This window comes from Vibrio sp. 10N.286.51.E5 (assembly GCF_041469125.1).
GTDB lineage: Bacteria > Pseudomonadota > Gammaproteobacteria > Enterobacterales > Vibrionaceae > Vibrio > Vibrio crassostreae_C.
In genome coordinates this window covers 26,262-46,949 of the sequence record NZ_JBFRJZ010000029.1, presented here as the reverse complement: position 1 = coordinate 46,949, position 20,688 = coordinate 26,262, and the positions used below count along the sequence as shown (strand labels likewise).

Annotated in this window: 18 protein-coding genes; 4 read left to right on the top strand and 14 right to left on the bottom strand. The window is 44.4% G+C overall.

Features of this window, described 5'->3' with window-relative positions; genetic code table 11:
* Window positions 1-98 precede the first annotated feature (98 nt).
* Window positions 99-1,376, top strand: a complete 1,278-nt coding sequence (gene bioA, locus AB4161_RS11475) for an adenosylmethionine--8-amino-7-oxononanoate transaminase (protein WP_372083370.1) — start codon at window positions 99-101, stop codon at window positions 1,374-1,376.
* Between the two features lie 124 nt (window positions 1,377-1,500).
* On the opposite strand, the gene AB4161_RS11470 is transcribed toward bioA, so the two are convergent.
* The 6 genes from AB4161_RS11470 to lrp form a co-directional block, all read right to left on the bottom strand.
* Window positions 1,501-1,767: a DksA/TraR family C4-type zinc finger protein gene (locus AB4161_RS11470; RefSeq protein ID WP_136981604.1), complete on the bottom strand. Its 267-nt coding sequence runs from the start codon at window positions 1,765-1,767 to the stop codon at window positions 1,501-1,503.
* Window positions 1,768-1,988: 221 nt separating this feature from the next.
* Window positions 1,989-3,296, bottom strand: a complete 1,308-nt coding sequence (gene serS / locus AB4161_RS11465) for a serine--tRNA ligase (RefSeq protein WP_017060250.1) — start codon at window positions 3,294-3,296, stop codon at window positions 1,989-1,991.
* Between the two features lie 142 nt (window positions 3,297-3,438).
* A complete protein-coding gene (locus AB4161_RS11460) occupies window positions 3,439-4,794 on the bottom strand; it encodes a replication-associated recombination protein A (RefSeq protein WP_372083369.1) in 1,356 nt (451 codons plus the stop codon).
* A 64-nt stretch (window positions 4,795-4,858) separates the two neighbouring features.
* On the bottom strand, window positions 4,859-5,455 hold the full coding sequence (gene lolA / locus AB4161_RS11455) for an outer membrane lipoprotein chaperone LolA (RefSeq protein WP_017060248.1): 597 nt from the start codon (window positions 5,453-5,455) through the stop codon (window positions 4,859-4,861).
* Between the two features lie 75 nt (window positions 5,456-5,530).
* On the bottom strand, window positions 5,531-8,701 hold the full coding sequence (locus AB4161_RS11450; RefSeq protein ID WP_372083368.1) for a DNA translocase FtsK 4TM domain-containing protein: 3,171 nt from the start codon (window positions 8,699-8,701) through the stop codon (window positions 5,531-5,533).
* A 163-nt stretch (window positions 8,702-8,864) separates the two neighbouring features.
* Window positions 8,865-9,359, bottom strand: coding sequence for a leucine-responsive transcriptional regulator Lrp (gene lrp, locus AB4161_RS11445; protein WP_004734558.1), 495 nt, complete (start codon window positions 9,357-9,359; stop codon window positions 8,865-8,867).
* A 156-nt stretch (window positions 9,360-9,515) separates the two neighbouring features.
* Between lrp and ald the strand changes: the two genes are divergently transcribed.
* Complete coding sequence (gene ald / locus AB4161_RS11440; protein WP_372083367.1) at window positions 9,516-10,640, top strand: alanine dehydrogenase; 1,125 nt, start codon at window positions 9,516-9,518, stop codon at window positions 10,638-10,640.
* 155 nt (window positions 10,641-10,795) lie between these two features.
* Here ald and AB4161_RS11435 read toward each other — a convergent pair whose 3' ends face one another.
* Window positions 10,796-11,998, bottom strand: a complete 1,203-nt coding sequence (locus AB4161_RS11435) for a methyltransferase (RefSeq protein ID WP_372083366.1) — start codon at window positions 11,996-11,998, stop codon at window positions 10,796-10,798.
* 140 nt (window positions 11,999-12,138) lie between these two features.
* A complete protein-coding gene (gene cysB, locus AB4161_RS11430; RefSeq protein WP_017060244.1) occupies window positions 12,139-13,113 on the bottom strand; it encodes an HTH-type transcriptional regulator CysB in 975 nt (324 codons plus the stop codon).
* A 322-nt stretch (window positions 13,114-13,435) separates the two neighbouring features.
* On the opposite strand from cysB, the gene AB4161_RS11425 reads away from it, so the two are divergent.
* The gene (locus AB4161_RS11425; protein ID WP_017060243.1) at window positions 13,436-14,200 is read left to right on the top strand and encodes a hypothetical protein; all 765 of its coding nucleotides are present in this window, start codon (window positions 13,436-13,438) and stop codon (window positions 14,198-14,200) included.
* Between the two features lie 143 nt (window positions 14,201-14,343).
* Window positions 14,344-15,099 (top strand): tRNA isopentenyl-2-thiomethyl-A-37 hydroxylase MiaE, encoded by a 756-nt coding sequence (gene miaE / locus AB4161_RS11420; protein ID WP_017060242.1) that lies wholly within the window; start codon window positions 14,344-14,346, stop codon window positions 15,097-15,099.
* Between the two features lie 104 nt (window positions 15,100-15,203).
* Here the strand turns inward: miaE and pyrF are convergent, their stop codons facing one another.
* The 6 genes from pyrF to cmk all read right to left on the bottom strand — a co-directional run bounded on the left by pyrF (window position 15,204) and on the right by cmk (window position 20,477).
* Complete coding sequence (pyrF, locus tag AB4161_RS11415; RefSeq protein WP_372083365.1) at window positions 15,204-15,899, bottom strand: orotidine-5'-phosphate decarboxylase; 696 nt, start codon at window positions 15,897-15,899, stop codon at window positions 15,204-15,206.
* A 124-nt stretch (window positions 15,900-16,023) separates the two neighbouring features.
* Window positions 16,024-17,199 (bottom strand): lipopolysaccharide assembly protein LapB, encoded by a 1,176-nt coding sequence (lapB, locus tag AB4161_RS11410; RefSeq protein ID WP_017060240.1) that lies wholly within the window; start codon window positions 17,197-17,199, stop codon window positions 16,024-16,026.
* 12 nt (window positions 17,200-17,211) lie between these two features.
* Window positions 17,212-17,484, bottom strand: a complete 273-nt coding sequence (locus tag AB4161_RS11405) for a LapA family protein (RefSeq protein WP_017060239.1) — start codon at window positions 17,482-17,484, stop codon at window positions 17,212-17,214.
* 129 nt (window positions 17,485-17,613) lie between these two features.
* On the bottom strand, window positions 17,614-17,898 hold the full coding sequence (ihfB, locus tag AB4161_RS11400; protein ID WP_017060238.1) for an integration host factor subunit beta: 285 nt from the start codon (window positions 17,896-17,898) through the stop codon (window positions 17,614-17,616).
* 121 nt (window positions 17,899-18,019) lie between these two features.
* The gene (rpsA, locus tag AB4161_RS11395; protein ID WP_372083364.1) at window positions 18,020-19,690 is read right to left on the bottom strand and encodes a 30S ribosomal protein S1; all 1,671 of its coding nucleotides are present in this window, start codon (window positions 19,688-19,690) and stop codon (window positions 18,020-18,022) included.
* A 106-nt stretch (window positions 19,691-19,796) separates the two neighbouring features.
* Window positions 19,797-20,477 carry a (d)CMP kinase gene (gene cmk / locus AB4161_RS11390; RefSeq protein WP_017060237.1) on the bottom strand — a complete coding sequence of 227 codons (681 nt, stop codon included), beginning with the start codon at window positions 20,475-20,477 and terminating at the stop codon, window positions 19,797-19,799.
* Window positions 20,478-20,688: the final 211 nt, after the last annotated feature.

The window sequence follows — 20,688 nt, the reverse complement described above, 5'->3', positions numbered from 1 at the left end:
TGGCTAGTCTACCGACAAGCTTTAGACTGTCAACACATTGATAATATCAAAAGTTTACATCTGGTTATTTTTTAATCACACCAAGAATGGAAGTTACTATGGATCTCGCCTTTGATCGCCAGCATATCTGGCATCCCTACACATCAACGTTAACACCTCTGACCTGCTATCCAGTCACCAACGCAGACGGTGTTCACCTAGAATTAGAAGGCGGAAAACGAATTATTGATGGTATGTCATCTTGGTGGTCAACCATCCACGGCTACAATCATCCAGAGCTAAACGCTGCAGCTCATAGTCAAATCGATAAGGTTTCACACGTTATGTTTGGTGGCATCACCCACCAGCCCGCTATCGATCTATGTAAGAAGCTTTTGAATCTCGCGCCAAGTAATCTTGAGCATGTATTTTTGGCCGATTCAGGTTCAGTTGCCGTAGAGGTTAGCCTCAAGATGGCATTGCAATATTGGCACGCTAAAGGACAACCTCGTTCAAAGTTCCTCACACTAAGAGATGGCTACCACGGTGATACCTTTGCGGCGATGTCAGTGACCGACCCTGACAATTCGATGCACAGCCTCTACAAAGGCTTTTTGCCGGAACATATTTTCGCTGATTCGCCAAAAACAGGCTTTTGGGATGAGTGGAACTCAAGTGACATCGATAGTTTTCGAGAAAAGCTGGCAGCACACCATCAAGAAGTCGCAGCGGTGATCTTAGAGCCTATCGTTCAAGGGGCTGGCGGCATGCGCATCTACCACCCTGAGTTCCTAAAACAAGTTCGCTTGCTGTGTGATGAATTCAACGTATTGCTGATCTTGGATGAGATTGCGACCGGATTTGGCCGCACAGGGAAACTGTTCGCTTGTGAGCATGCCGATGTTCAACCGGACATATTATGCGTAGGCAAAGCTTTAACTGGTGGCTATATGACATTGTCAGCGACGCTTGCGAGTAAGGAAGTTGCTGACACGGTATGTGGCGGTGAAGCAGGCTGCTTTATGCATGGGCCAACCTTTATGGGCAACCCATTGGCTTGCGCAGTCGGTGCGGCAAGTTTATCCATCATCGAGCAAGGCCATTGGAAAAATCAGACTCAACAGATTGAACAGCTCTTTTCTGAGTTGTTACCACCGTTGCGAGAACATGAACTGGTTAAAGACGTGCGTTGGTTAGGCGCTATTGGCGTCGTTGAAACTCACACACCCGTCGATATGGAAGCCATTCAAGCTCACTTTGTAGAGCAAGGCGTTTGGATCCGTCCGTTTGGTAAGCTAATTTATATGATGCCTCCGTTTATTATCAAACCACAACATATTGAGCAATCGGTCGCTGCTATCGACACTGCATTACAAAATACTCATTGCTTTAAATAAGGCGTTTATTGCTCTAAACAAGAGCGACGATTATTTCTATATATCTTCATTAATAAATCATTTAATTAAACTAAAAGGCCTTACATAAAAGTAAGGCCTTAACTGCTTGAAGGTAACCGTCAGTTTAACGTAATTGGCTATCTTTACTTGCTCGACGGTTAAACAATGAATGTCGATGTGCGTCATGCTCTAATATTGACTGACATTCTATACACAAACGAACGCCTTTGATCGCGCGTCGTCTTTGTTCCGGAATCTCATCACCACACTCATAACAATAACGCAAACCCTCACCACCTCGAAGGTTTCCTCTTACACGAGAGATCTCATCATCAATGGTATTTTGTATTTGCTGGCTGACACTATCGTCACCAGCCCATCCTACGGCCATAAGCCCTCCTCAGTATTTGAACGAGAAAATCTATACCTACCGCGGTAAGAGCATATTATAGCCACATTTAAGGATTGTAATAATTATCAAAATCAATAAAACACTATTACACATAGGTAACAAAAATTATTTATTTCTCGCCACTGCACTATTCTATAGGCAATAAAAAACCCAGCCTGTTGGCTGGGTTTTATAAGTAACCTAATGCTTAATCAATCTAATTAACCGATGTGCGTTACGCCGCCCATGTATGGTTGAAGTACTTCTGGGATAGCAATACGGCCATCTGCTTCTTGGTTGTTCTCAAGGATAGCAACCATAGTACGACCAACAGCAAGACCAGAACCGTTTAGTGTGTGTACAAGTTCAGGTTTTTTCTCGCCTTTACGACGGAAACGAGCTTGCATACGACGCGCTTGGAAATCCCACATGTTTGAACAAGAAGAAATCTCACGGTAAGTCTCTTGTGCTGGAACCCATACTTCTAAGTCGTAAGTTTTCGCAGAACCGAAGCCCATGTCACCTGTACATAGAATCACTTTACGGTAAGGAAGCTCTAGAAGTTGAAGTACTTTCTCAGCGTGGCCAGTTAGCTCTTCAAGCGCTGCCATTGAGTCTTCTGGCTTAGTGATTTGTACTAATTCAACTTTGTCGAATTGGTGCATACGGATAAGACCACGAGTGTCACGACCGTAAGAACCCGCTTCAGAACGGAAACACGGCGTGTGAGCTGTCATCTTAAGTGGCAGTTCAGCTTCATCAGTGATCGTGTCACGAACCATGTTCGTTACCGGTACTTCCGCAGTAGGGATAAGCGATAGAGTCTTAAGAGGTACGTCACTTACTTGCTCAGTTAGCGGGCTTGTGTGGAACAAGTCTTCGCCGAACTTAGGAAGTTGACCAGTACCGTAAAGGCTATCGTGGTTCACTAGATACGGTACGTACATTTCTGTGTAGCCGTGCTCATCAGTGTGAAGGTCCAGCATGAACTGAGCAATAGCACGGTGTAGACGTGCAAATTTGCCTTTCATCACGATGAAACGAGAACCCGAGATTTTAACTGCGCTAGCAAAATCAAGACCGCCAGACATTTCGCCAAGATCAACGTGATCTTTCACTTCAAAGTCGTAAGTCTTAGGTTGACCCCAACGAGAAACTTCTACGTTATCGTCTTCATCTTTACCATCTGGCACTTCTGCATCAGGTAGGTTAGGAATAGACATTGTGATCGTTTCTAGCTCAGATTGAAGATCAGCCAATGCTACTTTAGCTTGGTCTAGTTCTGCGCCTAAGTTGCCTACTTCTGCAAGGATACGCTCAGCTTCTTCATGGTCGCCTTTTGCTTTCGCTTGACCAATGGACTTCGATCGAGAGTTACGTAACGCTTGTAGCTCTTCAGTTTTCATCTGAAGGGACTTACGTTTTTCTTCAAGTTCACGAATTGTCTCTACATCAAGGGTGAAGCCTCGACGTGCTAATTTTGCCGCTGTTTCATCCAGCTCAGCTCGAAGTAATTTAGAATCCAGCATTGCTAATCCTATGCTTTAGTTATTTGAATATTCAGTAGCTTGCTACTGAATCACTGCTAAACCCCTAAAACTGGTGTTATTTCGACCAATTTATAACGATTTAATTGAAATTTTATGACTAGGTAACGATATCCAAAAAAGACTACTTTTCATAGCGTTTTTGTGGGCTTTTTGCGTCCAAATCCGCCAGATAATCTAGCTTCTCGCCAATTTTGGTCTCTAAGCCTCGTTTTGTTGGGAAATAGTATTGCTTCTCTCCCATTTCAGGAGGCAGATACTTTTCACCAGCGGCGTAGGCTCCTGGTTCGTCATGAGCATAACGGTATTCTTGCCCGTAGCCCATGTCCTTCATCAAAGTTGTCGGTGCATTTCGCAAATGATGCGGCACTTCATATTCAGGAAGATTGTGAGCATCTGTTAACGCTTGCTTCCACGCGGTGTAAACGGCGTTACTCTTTGGTGCACATGCGAGATAAACAACCGCCTGCGCAATCGCACGCTCCCCCTCAGCAGGGCCAATGCGCGTGAAGCAATCCCAAGCCGACATCGCTACCTGCATGGCGCGAGGATCAGCGTTACCGATATCTTCAGAAGCAATCGCCAGCAAGCGTCTAACGATATACAAAGGATCACAACCCGCAGCAATCATTCGTGCTGACCAGTACAAGGCCGCATCAGGGTTTGAGCCACGAATTGACTTATGAACCGCGGAGATTAGGTCGTACCAAATATCACCCTTGTTATCGAAACGAGCGACTTTCTCACCAGCCACTTCAGCCAACAACTGCAAGGTTATCGCTTTCTCGCCTTTATCGTTGTCTTCTGCCATGTCATACAGCAGTTCAAGGTAGTTAAGCGACATACGCGCGTCGCCGTTAACCAGTTCTGCAAGGCGATCTAAAACATTATCAGCAAAATCAACAGGCACATCACCGAACCCACGTTGCTTATCTTCAATCGCTTGGCGAATGACAAGAGAAATATCATCTGTGTTCAGGGACGTCAGTTTGTAGACACGCGCACGTGACAACAAAGCGTTGTTCAGTTCAAAAGATGGGTTTTCTGTCGTCGCACCAATAAAGGTCACGGTGCCATCTTCGATATGAGGCAGAAAAGCATCTTGCTGACTTTTGTTAAAGCGATGGACTTCGTCCACAAACAGGATGGTTCTGCGCCCTGCTTGCTTGTTCTCGCGCGCTTTTTCAATTGCAATACGAATGTCTTTTACGCCCGAGGTTACCGCCGATACACGTTCCACTTCAGCATTCGCATAGTTTGCTGCAACTTCGGCTAACGTCGTTTTACCGGTGCCCGGAGGCCCCCACAAAATCATCGAGTGGATATGGCCCGCTTCCAACGCTCTGCGAAGTGGTTTACCTGGGCCTAATATATGCTGCTGACCGATGTACTGTTCGACAGTTTCCGGTCTCATACGAGCAGCAAGGGGACGAAAATCTTCGTCCCCCGCAAAATCTAAGCTGTAATTACTCAATTGCAATCTCTTGATTCGTTGATGGCATTAATGCCTATCGACGTACTACCAAACGATCTGCTTGTTTAGATCAGTTTCTTTGGTCGTCGACCTCGACACCTTCCGGTGCCACAAAAGTAAAGCGGTCTGCTGCAGGTTTACCCAAATCAACATTGCTAAAGGTAAACTCACCTTTTTGACCGTCTTGTTCAATCACATTAAAGCCCTGAACAATGCCCTTTTCGGTGATATTAATCTGGAAGTCACCCTGATTAGAATCGACAGCAGTTGGCGTTAGCGTGAATTGGTTACCCGTTTGCGCCACATTATAATTATCCCAATCACTTTCTTGGTTACGTGTAAGCAGGACAAAAGGTGTCTGTGATGTCGCTTGCTCTTGCCAATAAATGCTCACTTGCTCAATGAACGGGCTGTAGTACCACAAGCTTTGGCCATCAGATACCAACAAGTTTTCATCAGGGAACGTGGTCTCCCAGCGGAACAGGCTTGGGCGTGCAATCTCTACCGTGCCCTCACCTTCCATAACAACATCACCATCAGGGCTGGTCACGACTTGTTTAAAGTCAGCGCTGAAGCCTGCGTTTAATGCCAAGCGGCTACTCAACTCTTCTTTCGGAGAAGCAAACACTGAGAAGCTCATAAATAAAAGTGCGAATACTTTTTTCATCAATAATCCTGTTAGAACATAAGTCGGTCATATTTTCGATTTGACCGACTGAATAGTTATGAGTTCCTACCGGAACTAATCTTTTGGTGGCGCTGGTGCTAAGACTTCTCGGTTACCGTTATGACCTGGAGCACTTACGATACCTTGAGCTTCAAGTTGCTCGACAATACGTGCAGCACGGTTGTAGCCAATCTTGAATCGACGCTGTACACCTGAAACTGAGCCACGACGTGAATGAACAACGTGTTCTACCACCTGATCAAACAGAGGATCGACCTCTTCATCACCTTCCATCTTCTCACCCGGAAGCAAGGTTTCTGGAGTTTGTTCGCCGTTGGTGATTTCATCAATATAGTTTGGCTTACCACGCGCTTTCCAGTTATTCACGACTGCGTGTACATCGTCATCAGATGCAAAGGCACCGTGAACACGAGTTGTATGGCTAGAACCAGGAGGCAAGTAAAGCATATCACCCATGCCCAATAGTGATTCCGCACCACCTTGGTCAAGGATAGTTCGTGAATCCGTTTTAGTTGATACCGTAAAGGCCACACGGGTTGGAATGTTCGCTTTAATAAGACCAGTAATAACATCCACTGATGGACGTTGCGTCGCTAGGATCAAGTGAACACCCGCCGCACGTGCTTTTTGTGCCAAACGTGCAATCAGTTCTTCAACCTTCTTACCAACCACCATGATTAGGTCGGCAAATTCATCAACGATAACCACAATGTAAGGCAGTTTCTCAAGCAATGGCGCTTCTGGGTCCATGCTGTCGCCCGGCTTCCACAGTGGATCGTGAATTGGGTGACCCGCTTCCGCTGCCATCTTAAGCTTATCGTTGTAACCTTTAATGTTACGAACGCCTAATGCTGACATCAGCTTATAACGTCGTTCCATCTCGCCAACACACCAACGAAGGGCGTTCGACGCATCTTTCATGTCGGTTACCACTTCAGACAATAGATGAGGAATACCCTCATAAACCGATAGCTCAAGCATTTTCGGGTCGATCATGATGAAGCGAACATCTTCCGGTGATGCTTTGTAAAGCATACTCAGAATCATTACGTTCACACCTACCGACTTACCAGAACCGGTTGTACCTGCAACCAGAACGTGAGGCATTTTCGATAGATCAGCAATAACGGCTTCACCAGCGATGTCTTGTCCTAGAACCACTGTCGTTGGCGATTTCGCTTCTTGGAACTGAGGGCTAGCAACCACGTCTGAGAAGAATACCGTTTGGCGACTCATATTCGGCAGTTCTAAGCCAACATAAGGTTTACCCGGAATCACTTCTACGACACGTACTGCCAATGCAGAGAGCGAACGCGCTAAGTCCATAGAAAGGCCAGAAATACGGCTTACTTTCACACCTGGAGCCAGATCAAGTTCGAATCGAGTGATTACTGGACCTGGGAAAATGTCGACAACGTCTGCTTTGATCTTGTAGTCCGCTAGCTTAGATTCAACAAGACGAGCAATTGCCTCTAGCGCATCACGGTCAATAAAGGTTTCACGCTTTTCAGGGTGGAATAACAATTCAAGCGTGGGTAATGGCTCAGCAGGCTTAGGTAAATTAACATCTTGTTGAACCAAGAACGGATTCTGCGCCGCTGCCATATTCGCTTGGGCTTCAGAAACAATGCTTTGGAATGCGGCGACATCTTGATCTTGATGCGCAGGTTCTTCTTCCGTTACTTCTTCCCAAGGAAGATCAACAGTTGGCTCTAGGTTTTGTGCTGTTGGCTGTTCAGGTTCTGAATGTTCTTCTTGATAAGGGAAAGGTTCAAACTGTTCTTCGATTAATGCTGCGTCAGCTAATTCAGCTTCAGCCTGTTCTGATTCAAGCTCTGAGCCCTGTTGGTAGCTTTGCTCTTCCGTAACATCAAACGGTGAAGGTTGTGCAGAGAAATCGTCTTCCACGGTTGCTTCTGGCTCGCCCATAGGTGAAGCGTATAAAGATTCAGGTTGAACATCTTCAGAACCAAATTCGCCATTTACTTGTGGTGAGCTATCTAATTCTGGTTCAGCACTTCTAAGGTCAGCATGAGCAGGGCCAACTTCTGGTTGTTCGTTCTGCATGTATTGTTGGTAAGCAACCTGAGAATCATGCGCGTCGACCTGATCTTGTTCCGCTAGATCATCTTCATACATGGCCGCATTTTCTAGCTGCTCTATCGTTGCATTCAACTGCTTCGAGCGCTCAATACCTTCTTCTAATGGCTCCTCTGGCGTTTGGTAAATAGGAGCAGTAGGGATCGGTTGCTCTGGCTCAATTGCAGCTTGAAGCTGAACCTGAGGTTGTTCATGAACAGCAACATCTTGCTTCGCAGCAGCTTCGACTGGCATATGAATATTGTAATGACGCTTCGGCGATGCAGCATTGTCTCGCGCATTTGTCGCCACGTCTGCCGACTCATTGGTCGCAGAAAAACTCATCGCAGGATCTAGCGGATCATGCTCTGTTAATTCTTTGTTGCCTTCTATAGCAGGAACATCGCGGTAAGTTGGCGCTTGATGCTGCTGATGACGTTCTTCGATTAAATCGCGGTCTGCTGATTCTCTTAATTGAGGCTCAAGCAGCTCTTGGTCTTGGCCACGAGCCTTATTAACAGTAGACGTGAAAAATTTGATGGCACATTCACCCAACCATTCCACAATGCTTAGCCAAGAGATACCGGTTAATAGAGTGAAACCAGCACCCCATAAGAAAAGAAGAACCAGCGTACTACCAAGAACATTCAACGTTGGAAGTGCAAGGCTTGTTAAAACGTCACCTACCACGCCACCGGATGAAAAGTACCAGATGTCGTCAAAGTTGATATCCGCTAAACCACAACTCGTAAGAATTAGGATAGTCAGGCCAAGTAAGCGAGTGCCCCACAGCATGAAGTCGATCTGCTCGTCTTCATTACGTTTGCGGAATAAAACCCACGCAGCAACCGTCACTAAGATAGGCAGAGGGTAAGCCAAAGAGCCAAATACGAAGAAAAGCGTATCCGCCAACCAAGCACCTAGGTAGCCACCCGCATTTTGAATGTCACCACCCCACGCCGTTTGCGACCATGATGGGTCTGCAGGACTAAAAGTTAATAACGCAACGGCAAGTAGAATAGAGAAGAGAACACCGAGAATCAGACTGCACTCTTTGAGACGTTGAGAACCACTCAAACGAGGAGACTGAGGCTCTTCACTCGTTTTAATGATTGTTTCTACTTTATTACTGCTCTGCTTGAACATAAACCAACTTAATAATTAAACGGGATAAAAACATCTCGAGCGGCCAAAGCCGCTCGTTTCAATGAAACTACTGTTGATTTAACCATATCAAACAGAAAAACCCAATTCCAGAAAGCAAGAAAGCGGAACAAATGTCCGCTTTCTTTCATTTCACCAATTGTGACTAACGAGTTTTAATCACAAGTTGATTGGTTTGTTTCACTTCTTCCATTACTACGTAAGTTCGAGTGTCGTTTACGCCCGGTAGACGAAGTAACGTATCACCCAGTAGCTTACGGTAAGCACCCATATCAGATACACGTGTTTTTAGAAGATAGTCAAAATCACCCGACACTAAATGACACTCTTGGATGTCATCCAGTTTCTGCACAGCGGTGTTGAATTGTTCGAACACATCTGGCGCACCACGGTTCAACGTAATTTCAACAAACACTAAAAGTGAAGCATCAAGGTACTGTGGGTTCAGCAACGCTGTGTACCCAGTAATGTAACCTTGACGTTCTAAACGACGAACACGTTCAAGACATGGAGTTGGAGAAAGTCCTACTCGTTTTGAGAGTTCAACGTTTGAGATACGACCGTCTTTTTGCAACTCATTAAGAATGTTGCGGTCAATACGATCTAGTTCCTTGGACGGCTTCTTATAATTGTCTGCCATTTTTTATTCCACCTTATTACTTCCTTGCAAAAAAATATACTACAACTTTTTAATATTCAGTATCAAATTTTATCTAAACCTATCTATACTAGATATTAATTCGACAGAATTACCCTACATATAGATAAAACAACCAAAATAAAATGAGGAGTCAGGATGATCATTGGCGTACCTAAGGAAATCAAGAACCACGAATACCGCGTTGGTATGACCCCAGCTAGCGTGAGAGAACTAATCTCACACGGCCACCAAGTTTTTGTAGAAACCAATGCCGGTACTGGTATCGGTTTTTCAGACGATGATTACATCGCTGTAGGCGCATCCATTCTTCCTACTGCTGCTGACGTTTTCGCGAAAGCAGAGATGATTGTAAAGGTTAAAGAACCTCAAGCTGTCGAGCGAGCTATGCTTCGCGAAGGGCAAATATTATTTACCTATTTACACCTTGCACCAGATTTTCCACAAACTGAAGAGCTTATCAAGAGCAAAGCTGTCTGCGTAGCCTATGAGACTGTAACAGATAATATGGGTCGCTTGCCACTATTAGCACCAATGTCTGAAGTCGCTGGTCGCATGTCTATTCAAGCAGGTGCACAAACATTAGAGAAATCTAACGGTGGTTGTGGTCTTCTTCTTGGTGGCGTTCCAGGTGTTGAACCAGCAAAAGTTGTTGTTGTTGGTGGCGGTGTTGTAGGTGCTAACGCAGCACGTATGGCTGTAGGCCTTCGCGCTGATGTTACAATTCTTGACCGTAACGTAGATACACTGCGTCGACTTGATGAAGAATTCCAAGGTCGCACAAAAGTGGTTTATTCTACTGAAGACGCCATTGAGAAGCATGTTCTAGAAGCAGACCTAGTAATTGGTGCAGTACTAATTCCTGGCGCAGCAGCTCCAAAATTGGTTACAAAAGAGCACATCGCTAAGATGAAGCCAGGTTCAGCAGTTGTTGATGTTGCAATCGACCAAGGCGGTTGTTTCGAGACTTCTCACGCAACCACTCACGCAGACCCAACTTACATTGTTGATGACGTAGTTCACTACTGTGTTGCAAACATGCCTGGCGCTGTTGCTCGTACTTCAACTTACGCACTAAACAATGCAACACTTCCTTACATTGTTAAGCTAGCGAACAAAGGCTACCGCGAAGCACTTCTATCTGATGAAGGCTTCCTAGAAGGTCTAAACGTTATTCACGGTAAAGTAACTTGTAAAGAAGTTGCAGAAAGCTTTGACCTTGAATACGTAGACCCAGCAGAAGCAATCGCAATGTTTAACTAATGATGTAATGACTAACTGAACGCAATAATCTTCTCGTTGAAGCGTTCAGTTAACTCATACACATTAAACAAAAAGCCAGTACGACATTATGTCGCGCTGGCTTTTTTGCATTAATGGATTTAGTTCGTAAAAACACGTAACAGTACGGTTTACCACTAGCGCTCGATTTTAACCCCATGAATCAATAGATTTCTTGGCGTAATACTGCGTTCACAGAACTCTTCAATCGTAGCTTCATAACCTTGCTCTTGCAGATAGATAGCGCGATCTAAAGCCAGCCATATCTCTAATGGTCGTCTAAAGGCTTGTTGAACCAAACTCAGCTTTTCCATTTCCCAGAAAAGCGCTTCGCCTTGAATCAAATAAGAGTCAAAATCAATATCTGAGCCCAGCGATAGCTCTTTCACTTCAGATGCCCAACGGCAGAAAGATTCAAAACCCTCAGCTAACTCTGATTTTTTGATGCTCGGTACAGGAATGTATTCGTCAATGTTAAGTTCAGCCTTAAGCAACTGGCTGAAGCCTAGACGATAGCTCATCTCTAGTTGACGATGTCTTTTTACTCTTTCACCACCAGTAACGGTTTCTTGAAGCGGGATTCTCAAGTCGCTCTTACTTAACGTTAATGCTGAGCTTTTCGCGATAGAAGACATCGCTTGATAGTTTTCGTCTCGAATAAGATGATAACAACAAGGAGAAATAGTGACCGCTGGTAGCCCATGTGACACTGACTTTTTAACTAGCTCAACATGAAGATCACCACAAGCATGAAGGGCCACGGCATGTTGGTACGAATTAAACACGTCATCGGCCTTGTCTGAAAACGCATCTCCTTGAACAAAATCCATCGCTAACTTCTGGTCATCCGCAATCTTTTGTCCGCTTTCGCATAACGATTGCTGCCATTCAAAGCTAGTGACTTTTTGATCCGATTGCTGAGATAGGATTCGACCAAGAAAGCCTTTACCAGAACACCACTCGAGCCACTCTTTGCCATGGTGATGGCATAATGCAGCCTCGCCCATTGCGACAATTTGATGTAGCTTTCGGCCAGGAATACCATCAGCAGTACCACGTGGGAGGTCTAAACCAACCAAAGCAGTGTTATCGAACTGGATGTTTTGGGTAGCAGTTTCTAATTCAGGTAGGAAACGAGTCAGTTCCTCAATCAAAAGCTGAGGCTGCTCTTTTAAGGTTTGAATGCTTTCATTATCTAAGCTTTCTAACCAATCAACGAGTGGACGATTGACCTCTTTCCACGGCTGCTGTTGAGTTTGGCATAGGTGAAAAGGCTCTGAACGCCAGTAAATCTGGTGCTCTAGCAAAAATGAATCGAGTATTTTAAATCGTGAATGCATGCTTCCCCCTATGATGCGTGGATTGTAGGGGTAAGAGGTCGAAATGGAAAGGCCAGATAAAGAAAACGAAAACTAAAAGCCCAAAAGAAAAACGGCCTGCAAATACAGGCCGAATAAGAATCAAAATTTACACGATGAGATTAACGAACTGGCAGTTCGATATCTTTAAACATCTCTTCGATCTCTTCGTTCGATTTCAAAGAAATAGCTTGCTCAACCACAGGGCGAGTTAAGTGCGGTGCAAAACGCTCCATGAAATCAAACATGTAAGAACGCAAGAAGGTGCCTTTTCTAAACCCAATGCTGGTTGTGCTCGCACCAAATAGATGGCTCGCATCAATCGCAACCAAATCAGTATCTTGCTCGTGGTCAATAGCCATACTTGCAATTACACCAACACCAATGCCCATACGAACGTAGGTTTTGATTACGTCTGCATCGGTCGCAGTAAACACAACACGCGGTGTTAAACCTACTTTGTTAAACGCGGTATCAAGCTCAGAACGGCCAGTGAAACCAAATACATAAGTCACGAGAGAGTAAGCCGCAAGATCTTCGATCGTGATATTACGCTTCTGTGCCAGGGGATGATCTTTGGTCACGACGATCGAACGGTTCCAGTGGTAACAAGGCAGCATAATCGCATCTTGGTAAAGGTGTAGCGCTTCCGTTGCAATCGCAAAATTCGCTGTACCTTTAGCGACGGCTTCTGACATTTGGCTTGGCGTACCTTGGTGCATGTGAAGCGATACTTTTGGATAGCGCGCCGTGAAACCTTTAATCACATCAGGCAGTGCATAACGAGCTTGAGTATGAGTCGTTGAAATATTCAATGTACCCATCTCTGGATGTGTGTGTTCACCCGCTACCGCTTTAATGCTTTCAACGCGCGCCAAAATCTCTTGAGAGATACGAATGATATCCTCACCCGCTTGGGTAACCTGCGTTAGATGCTTGCCGCTACGCTCAAAAATCTGAATGCCTAGTTCGTCTTCAAGTAATCTAACTTGCTTACTAATGCCAGGCTGAGATGTGTACAAACTCTCTGCTGTAGCTGAAACATTTAGGTTATGGTTTACAACCTCAACAATGTACTTCAGTTGCTGTAACTTCATATCTAACCTCGTAATCCTTTACTCATTTCTGTGCTAACTTATTTGCAAAGAGAGCGTTATAGTCGCGTGTAATATAATTAATAGTTATAACGCTTCGAACACAAAAATGACAGGAAAATTGAGTTTTTCTAGCTTAACAAACAAAAACATCACTAACGCTTTGCAACCCAACCCTCATTCTCATACATTAGTTGGTAAGTTTTGATTGCCGATTTCGCTCAACAAGAGATAATCAGAAATTGCAATTTACGAGTGCCGATACACAATGGAATCGTGTATCCTCTCCAGTTAGCTATAGAAAATAATAAGCAGACTCAAATATATGAATATTGGTTTAATAATCGTCTTAGTAGCCGTTCTTTTGGTGTTAGTTTTAGGCTACAACATCATGCTTCAATATAAAGTTAAGGTAGAAACAGCGAAGAAACAGGAAGCTTCTCGTTATCTAACCATTATTGACGGTACAGAAGAACTGATTGGCAACGCTCATCACATGCCGTTTAGCCAAGATCTTCTTGTATGCTTAAACAATCGAATTCTTGATGCATTAGAAAACATGTATCAACTCGATCCAAAAAATAAGCAGCTTGCCCAACGCATTGAAAGCGTAAAACAACAAATCACTCAGCTAAAAGAGAACTACAAAGGTGGCGAGAGTACCGCTTTCCGCGTACCAAGTAGTGACAAGCAAGCGATCATGATGCTTAAGTTAGTTAAACGCCTGCGTGATACGGTGCGCAACGAGCACAATAAAGGCCGTTTCGAGACTCAAGCTTATGTGGTTGAAAATGCTCGCCTAGAAACAATTCAAATCCGTATTAACATTGAAAATGTTATCAAACGTGCAAACGATTCGATTTCTCGCGGACAACCGGGAACAGCGATTCAGCTATTACGCAAAGGTATTGATGCTTTGGCGACTAAGAACGACTCGTACTCTAATCAAGCCAAAGAAAAGCTTCAACAGATGCTTAACGAGCTTGACCAGAAACGCCAAGACAAAAACGCTCAAGATTTGCAGCAGATGGAATCTAAAGAACGAGAAGACGATATGGATGCCCTCTTCGGTCAGAAGAAGAAATGGTAACAGTCTAACTCAACACTTAAAGGCCGCCTTATTTACATTAAATAGGCGGCCTTTTTTGTAGCTGTTGAATTTCCTTTCTCTGTATAGGGAGATCTCTTGAGCTGTGATAAAATCCCCGCATTATCAACAAACTTTCCCTGACCATGTATCAAGAATTACTCGCTCCAATCCACTCTTTTCTTAAAGCCGAAACGCCAGATTCATGGATAGATGAAGCCAAAAAGCCAGAAAATCTTCACATCATTCTACGCGATCACATGCTGTGTGAACTTAAGGCGGCACAGAGTGCTTTATTCCTTATTCGCAAGTACGCCGTCGATAAAGAAAGCGCGAAGCAACTGAATGAATGGATTTTGCCATACGAGCAATTTGCTTACCGTCGTATCGGAGACTTAGAGTCTCTGCGTGGTAAAAGCAACGTATCCAAGCAAATCACAGCGAAAGAAGGCTGTAATTACGGTGCTGACCTAATCGATAAGATGGTTTTACTGATCAAAGAAGAGCTGCATCACTTCTACCAAGTCATGGAGTTGATGGAGAAGAAAGGCGTGACTTACCAGCCAATCGAGGCGGGTCGTTACGCTAAGGGCTTGATCAAACAAGTTAAGACTTACGAGCCTGATGCTCTGGTTGATAAGCTTATCATCGGTGCGTTTATTGAAGCTCGCTCTTGTGAGCGCTTCGCTAAATTGGCTCCTTTCTTGGAAGAAGACATGGAGAAGTTTTACGTGTCTCTACTTCGTTCAGAAGCTCGCCACTACCAAGATTACCTTGAGCTAGCAGAACAGATCGCAGGGAAAGATATTTCAGAGCGTATTTCGCATTTTGCTCAAGTAGAAGCTGATCTTATCACTTCAGAAGACAGCGACTTCAAATTCCATAGTGGTGCTCCGGTTTAGGCTCCACACAGAACATTCAGTCCAGTTTAGACTAATCCAGACTAAAAAATTAAGGCCAGCAATTTGCTGGCCTTCTTTATTTATATCTCAATCCAAATATAGACTTAAGCAAGCGTACCGTTGATCTCTGCAAGTACAGCAGAAGGGTCTATCGCTTGCGTAATCGGACGACCAATAACAAGGTAGTCTGAACCTGATTCAATCGCTTTAGAAGGCGTCATGATGCGCTTCTGGTCACCAACATCTGCGCCGACAGGACGAATACCTGGAGTAACTAGCTTGAACTCTTGACCAAGTGCACCTTTAAGCAAAGAAGCCTCTTGTGCAGAACATACAACACCGTCTAAGCCAGAGTTTTTCGTTAGAGAAGCCAAGCGCATCACGTGTTGTTGTGGTTCAAGATCCAGACCGATACCCGCTAAGTCAGATTGCTCCATACTGGTGAGTACCGTTACACCGATTAACAGTGGACGATCTTTGCCATAAGGTTCTAAGATTTCGCGAGAAGCCGTCATCATACGCTCACCGCCACTTGCGTGTACGTTCACCATCCAAACACCCAGTTCAGCGGCAGCACGGACTGCTTTTGAACATGTGTTCGGGATGTCGTGGAATTTAAGGTCTAAAAATACTGAGAAACCACGCTTATGTAATTCACGAACAAATTCAGGGCCAAACAGGGTAAACATCTCTTTGCCCACTTTTAGGCGGCAAGATGCTGGGTCAATTCGATCGACAAAGGCTAACGCATCCGCTTGATTATCATAATCCAAGGCTACAATGATTTTTTGGTCGTTCATTTCATCTCCTAACGCAGTTAACTTTCTAAAAATTTCTAATCACCTAAGCAGGTGATAAATAACAGTCATAAAAATGCAGCCCGAAAGCTGCAATTAATAATTTGGTCTTAAAGTGACCACAAATCTATTCACCATCAAGCCCACGAATAGGCTTGATCGTCCCCCACCCTTTACATGAAGGGCAGTGCCAATACAAAGAGTGTGTCGAGAAACCACACTGACGACAACGGTAATGAGGCTTAACCTTAAGCTGTTCACCAACCATAGATTGAAGTGTGGTTAAGCTGTCTTTTGCTCGGCCTTCTTCTGCTTCCGCTAGGTGGTAATCGATTAATCGATAAAAACCTTTCATGGTTGGATTTTTAACAAGCTGCTTTGTCAGTAACTCTTGAGCAGAGCCTACATCTTCATGGTGAGCAACCAATTGCGCCAGCATCAGTTCGGCAGATACACCGGCTTTCTTCTGAATACACGCTTTGAGGAACTCGACCAATTGAGCTTCTTGTCCAAGCTTGTGGTAACACTCAGCAAGGGTTGGCAACACCTCACTGATAAAATCGATATCTTGTTCAAGTACCGATTCAAGACAATCAATTGTCTTTTGGTAATCTTCGTTCGCTAAGTGGAACTTCCCTAGTGCGATACTTGCGCGAACACATTTAGGGTCTTCAGAAAGCGCCTTCTTAAAATGCTGAAGCGCTTTAGAACGATTACCATCGGCTTGTTCTTGCATTGCAAGCTCACACCAGAAATGCGCGACTGTGGCACGCATCTTCATTTTTTTCTTGCCGAGCTTAACTAAGATATTTCCGTAATGGATAGCCTTGTTCCACTCACGGGTCTGCTGATAAATAGCCACCAACTGCTGTAAAGCGCCCTCTTTATGGTCAGGTTCTTCTACAAGTTGTTCAAAGATTTTTTCAGCGCGATCAAGGAAGCCAGAGACCATGTAGTCTTTAGCTAATTGTTGCAGTGCGAGATTTTTCTGATCGAGGGTAAGCCCCGAACGAGAGATGAGATTTTGGTGAATACGAATAGCGCGGTCGACTTCGCCTCTTGAGCGGAACAAGTTGCCCAAAGCCAAGTGAGTATCGATGGTTTCATTGTCTACTTGAAGCAGTTCAATAAAGTGATCAACCGCTTTGTCAGATTGATCTGACAGTAATAGGTTCAAACCCGTCACGTATTGACGGGAGATCTGGTGTGATTGCTTTTGTTTTTCTTGCTGAGCGTTACGATTACCCATATACCAGCCATAAGCGGCTGCGATGGGCAAAAGTAAGAACAGTAACTCTAACATCAAATATAGCCTTTAAGCTTTAGTATCAGCAGGGACCTGCTTTGATTGCTTATTGAGTTGCTTCTTCAAGCGATGAATTTTTAGCTGAGACCGCATGTGCATATTACCAAAGACTAACCAAGCAAGGGCGAAGCCTGAAACGAATACAACACCTAATAAACTTGATAGGTGGAAGTCACCTTGCGCTAGCAGATAGTTGAAATTCACAGTTGTTTGGTTTTGAGAGCCTAAAGCCAGTGCAATTAGGAAAAGTGCGATAACGGCGACTATTTTTATAATTTTCATAGTTCATCACTCATTGGTTGGTTAGCTGTACGATTATGCAGGAAAATTACTAATCAGACCACCATATTATGGTCATAAAAAAGCGGCATACATTATAGTATGCCGCTTTTCTTAATTCCGATAAGTAGGCTACATTCCTGAGTTTACTCGTTCACGCAGCTCTTTACCTGGTTTGAAGTGAGGAACGTATTTACCTTCTAACTCAACCTTGTCACCAGTCTTTGGGTTACGTCCAACACGAGGCTCACGATAATGCAGAGAAAAGCTGCCAAAACCGCGAATTTCGATTCGATCACCACTTTCTAGTGTTGAAGCCATATGCTCTAAAATGTCTTTTACAGCGTCTTCAATTTCTTTTGCAGAAAGATGCGTTTGCTCAGCGCACAGTCTCTCAATCAATTCAGACTTAGTCATAGTTACCCTCGTTGGTTTTCTTTTTAGAAATTATAGACCTATCGGAAAAATAAGCAAAAAAAAAGGAGCCTTACGGCTCCTTTCTTGGCTAGATAGCTATAATTCTCTTAATGAGAAGCTATTATTCGCCTTTAGCAGCTTTGAATGCGTCTGCCATTGCGTTACCGAACGCGCCTTCTTCAGACTTGTTCAGTGAAGCCATTGCTTCTTGCTCATCAGCTTCATCTTTAGCTTTGATAGATAGGTTGATTACGCGGTTCTTACGGTCTACACCAGTGAACTTCGCTTCAACGCTGTCGCCAACGCTTAGGATTAGAGATGCATCTTCGATACGGTCGCGAGAAACTTCAGAAGCGCGGATGTAACCTTCAACGCCTTCGATTAGCTCGATAGTAGCGCCTTTCGCGTCAACTGCAGTAACAGTACCGTTTACAAGAACACCTTTCTTGTTGTCAGCAACGTATGCGTTGAACGGGTCGTTTTCCATTTGCTTAACGCCAAGAGAAATACGCTCACGCTCTGCATCTACTGCTAGAACAACAGCAGAGATTTCGTCGCCTTTCTTGTATTCACGTACAGCTTCTTCGCCGGCAGCGTTCCAAGAAATGTCAGATAGGTGTACAAGACCGTCGATACCGCCTTCTAGACCGATGAAGATACCAAAGTCAGTGATAGACTTGATCTTACCAGTAACTTTGTCGCCCTTAGCTTGCATTTCTGCAAATGACTGCCATGGGTTAGCTTTACACTGTTTCAGACCTAGAGAGATACGACGACGTTCTTCGTCGATATCAAGAACCATAACCTCAACTTCGTCGCCAACATTAACAACTTTAGAAGGGTGGATGTTCTTGTTAGTCCAATCCATTTCAGAAACGTGTACTAGACCTTCAACGCCTTCTTCGATTTCAACGAAGCAGCCGTAGTCAGTTAGGTTTGTAACACGACCAGAAAGCTTGTGACCTTCTGGGTAACGCTTAGCGATTGCTACCCATGGATCTTCGCCTAGTTGCTTAAGACCTAGTGAAACACGAGTGCGCTCACGATCGAACTTAAGAACTTTAACTAGGATTTCGTCACCAACGTTAACGATCTCTGATGGGTGCTTAACGCGCTTCCAAGCCATATCTGTGATATGTAGAAGACCGTCAACACCGCCAAGGTCAACGAATGCACCGTAGTCAGTAAGGTTCTTAACGATACCTTTAACTTCAGTACCTTCTTGTAGAGTTTCAAGAAGTTCGTCACGCTCAACACTGTTTTCAGATTCGATAACAGCACGACGAGAAACAACAACGTTGTTACGCTTCTGGTCTAGCTTGATTACTTTGAACTCTAGCTCTTTGTTTTCTAGGTGAGCAGTGTCACGGATAGGACGTACGTCTACTAGAGAACCAGGAAGGAAAGCACGGATACCGTTAAGTTCAACAGTGAAACCGCCTTTAACTTTACCGTTGATGATACCAACAACAGTTTCAGCTTCTTCGCAAGCTTTCTCAAGTACGATCCAAGCTTCGTGACGCTTAGCTTTCTCACGAGAAAGTTGAGTTTCACCGAAACCATCTTCAACAGCGTCTAGAGCTACGTCTACTTCAGCACCAACTGCAACTTCAAGTTCGCCAGCAGCGTTCTTGAATTGTTCAGCAGGGATAGCAGATTCAGACTTAAGACCAGCGTCTACAAGAACGAAACCGTTCTCGATAGCTACTACAGTACCTTTAACGATGCTGCCTTGTTGGAATTCAGTTTCAGATAGAAACTCTTCAAAGAGTTGAGCAAAAGATTCAGTCATTATTTAATCTTCAATAATTAAACGTCCATGGGTATCCTACCGCATGGGGTTGATAAATTCGCCGGTCATCATCCTTGCGACCAACGTTCGTACTAGCTCGGCGAAATTACCCAGCCAGTTTCGATTCAATATAGTGTAGTGCTTTTTCTACTACCTGCTCAATATTCATTGAGGTGGAATCAAGCACTAGAGCATCCTCTGCAGGGCGAAGTGGCGCCACTGGGCGATTACGATCTCGGTCGTCTCGCTCTTGGATCTCGCTCAAAAGGTCGTCAAATTTAACATCTAACCCCTTCTGTTGCAACTGTTTAAGGCGGCGACTCGCACGCTCTTCAGCACTTGCATCTAAAAATATTTTCGCTTCAGCTTCAGGAAACACAACCGTTCCCATGTCACGACCATCTGCAACCAAACCAGGCGCAGCGCTGAATGCACGTTGACGACGAAGCAGTGCTTCGCGAACGCGAGGTAAAGCAGCAACTTTTGAAGCCGCCATGCCTGTCTCTTCTTTACGAAGTTCACCAGACACATCTTCACCTTCTAGGATAACCTTAACTAAGTCGCCTTCAGCAATAAACTGCACGTCTAAGTGTGTCGCAAGCGGTACTAAAGCATCCTCTGATTCAGTATCCACACCATGGTGAATTGCCGCTAAAGCCAATACGCGATAGATCGCGCCTGAGTCTAGAAGATGAAAGCCTAGCTTATCTGCTAGCAACATACACAGGGTACCTTTACCTGCACCACTTGGTCCATCAACCGTAATCACTGGGCTTTGAGAAGGCATCTTTTACTCCACGTTTTGTCGTAAGTTTTATTCTGTACTAGCGATTCGCCACTACTTTATAGGCGGCATATTATAGAGAAAAATTGGAAGTCGAGCGAGGTAAATCTCAGATAATTCCGTGTTGATGATGCATAAACCAATGCAACTATCCCAATATCCGTTTGCTTAGGTCAATAAGACACACACGCGCTTTTCGATAGCGCACTTTTCG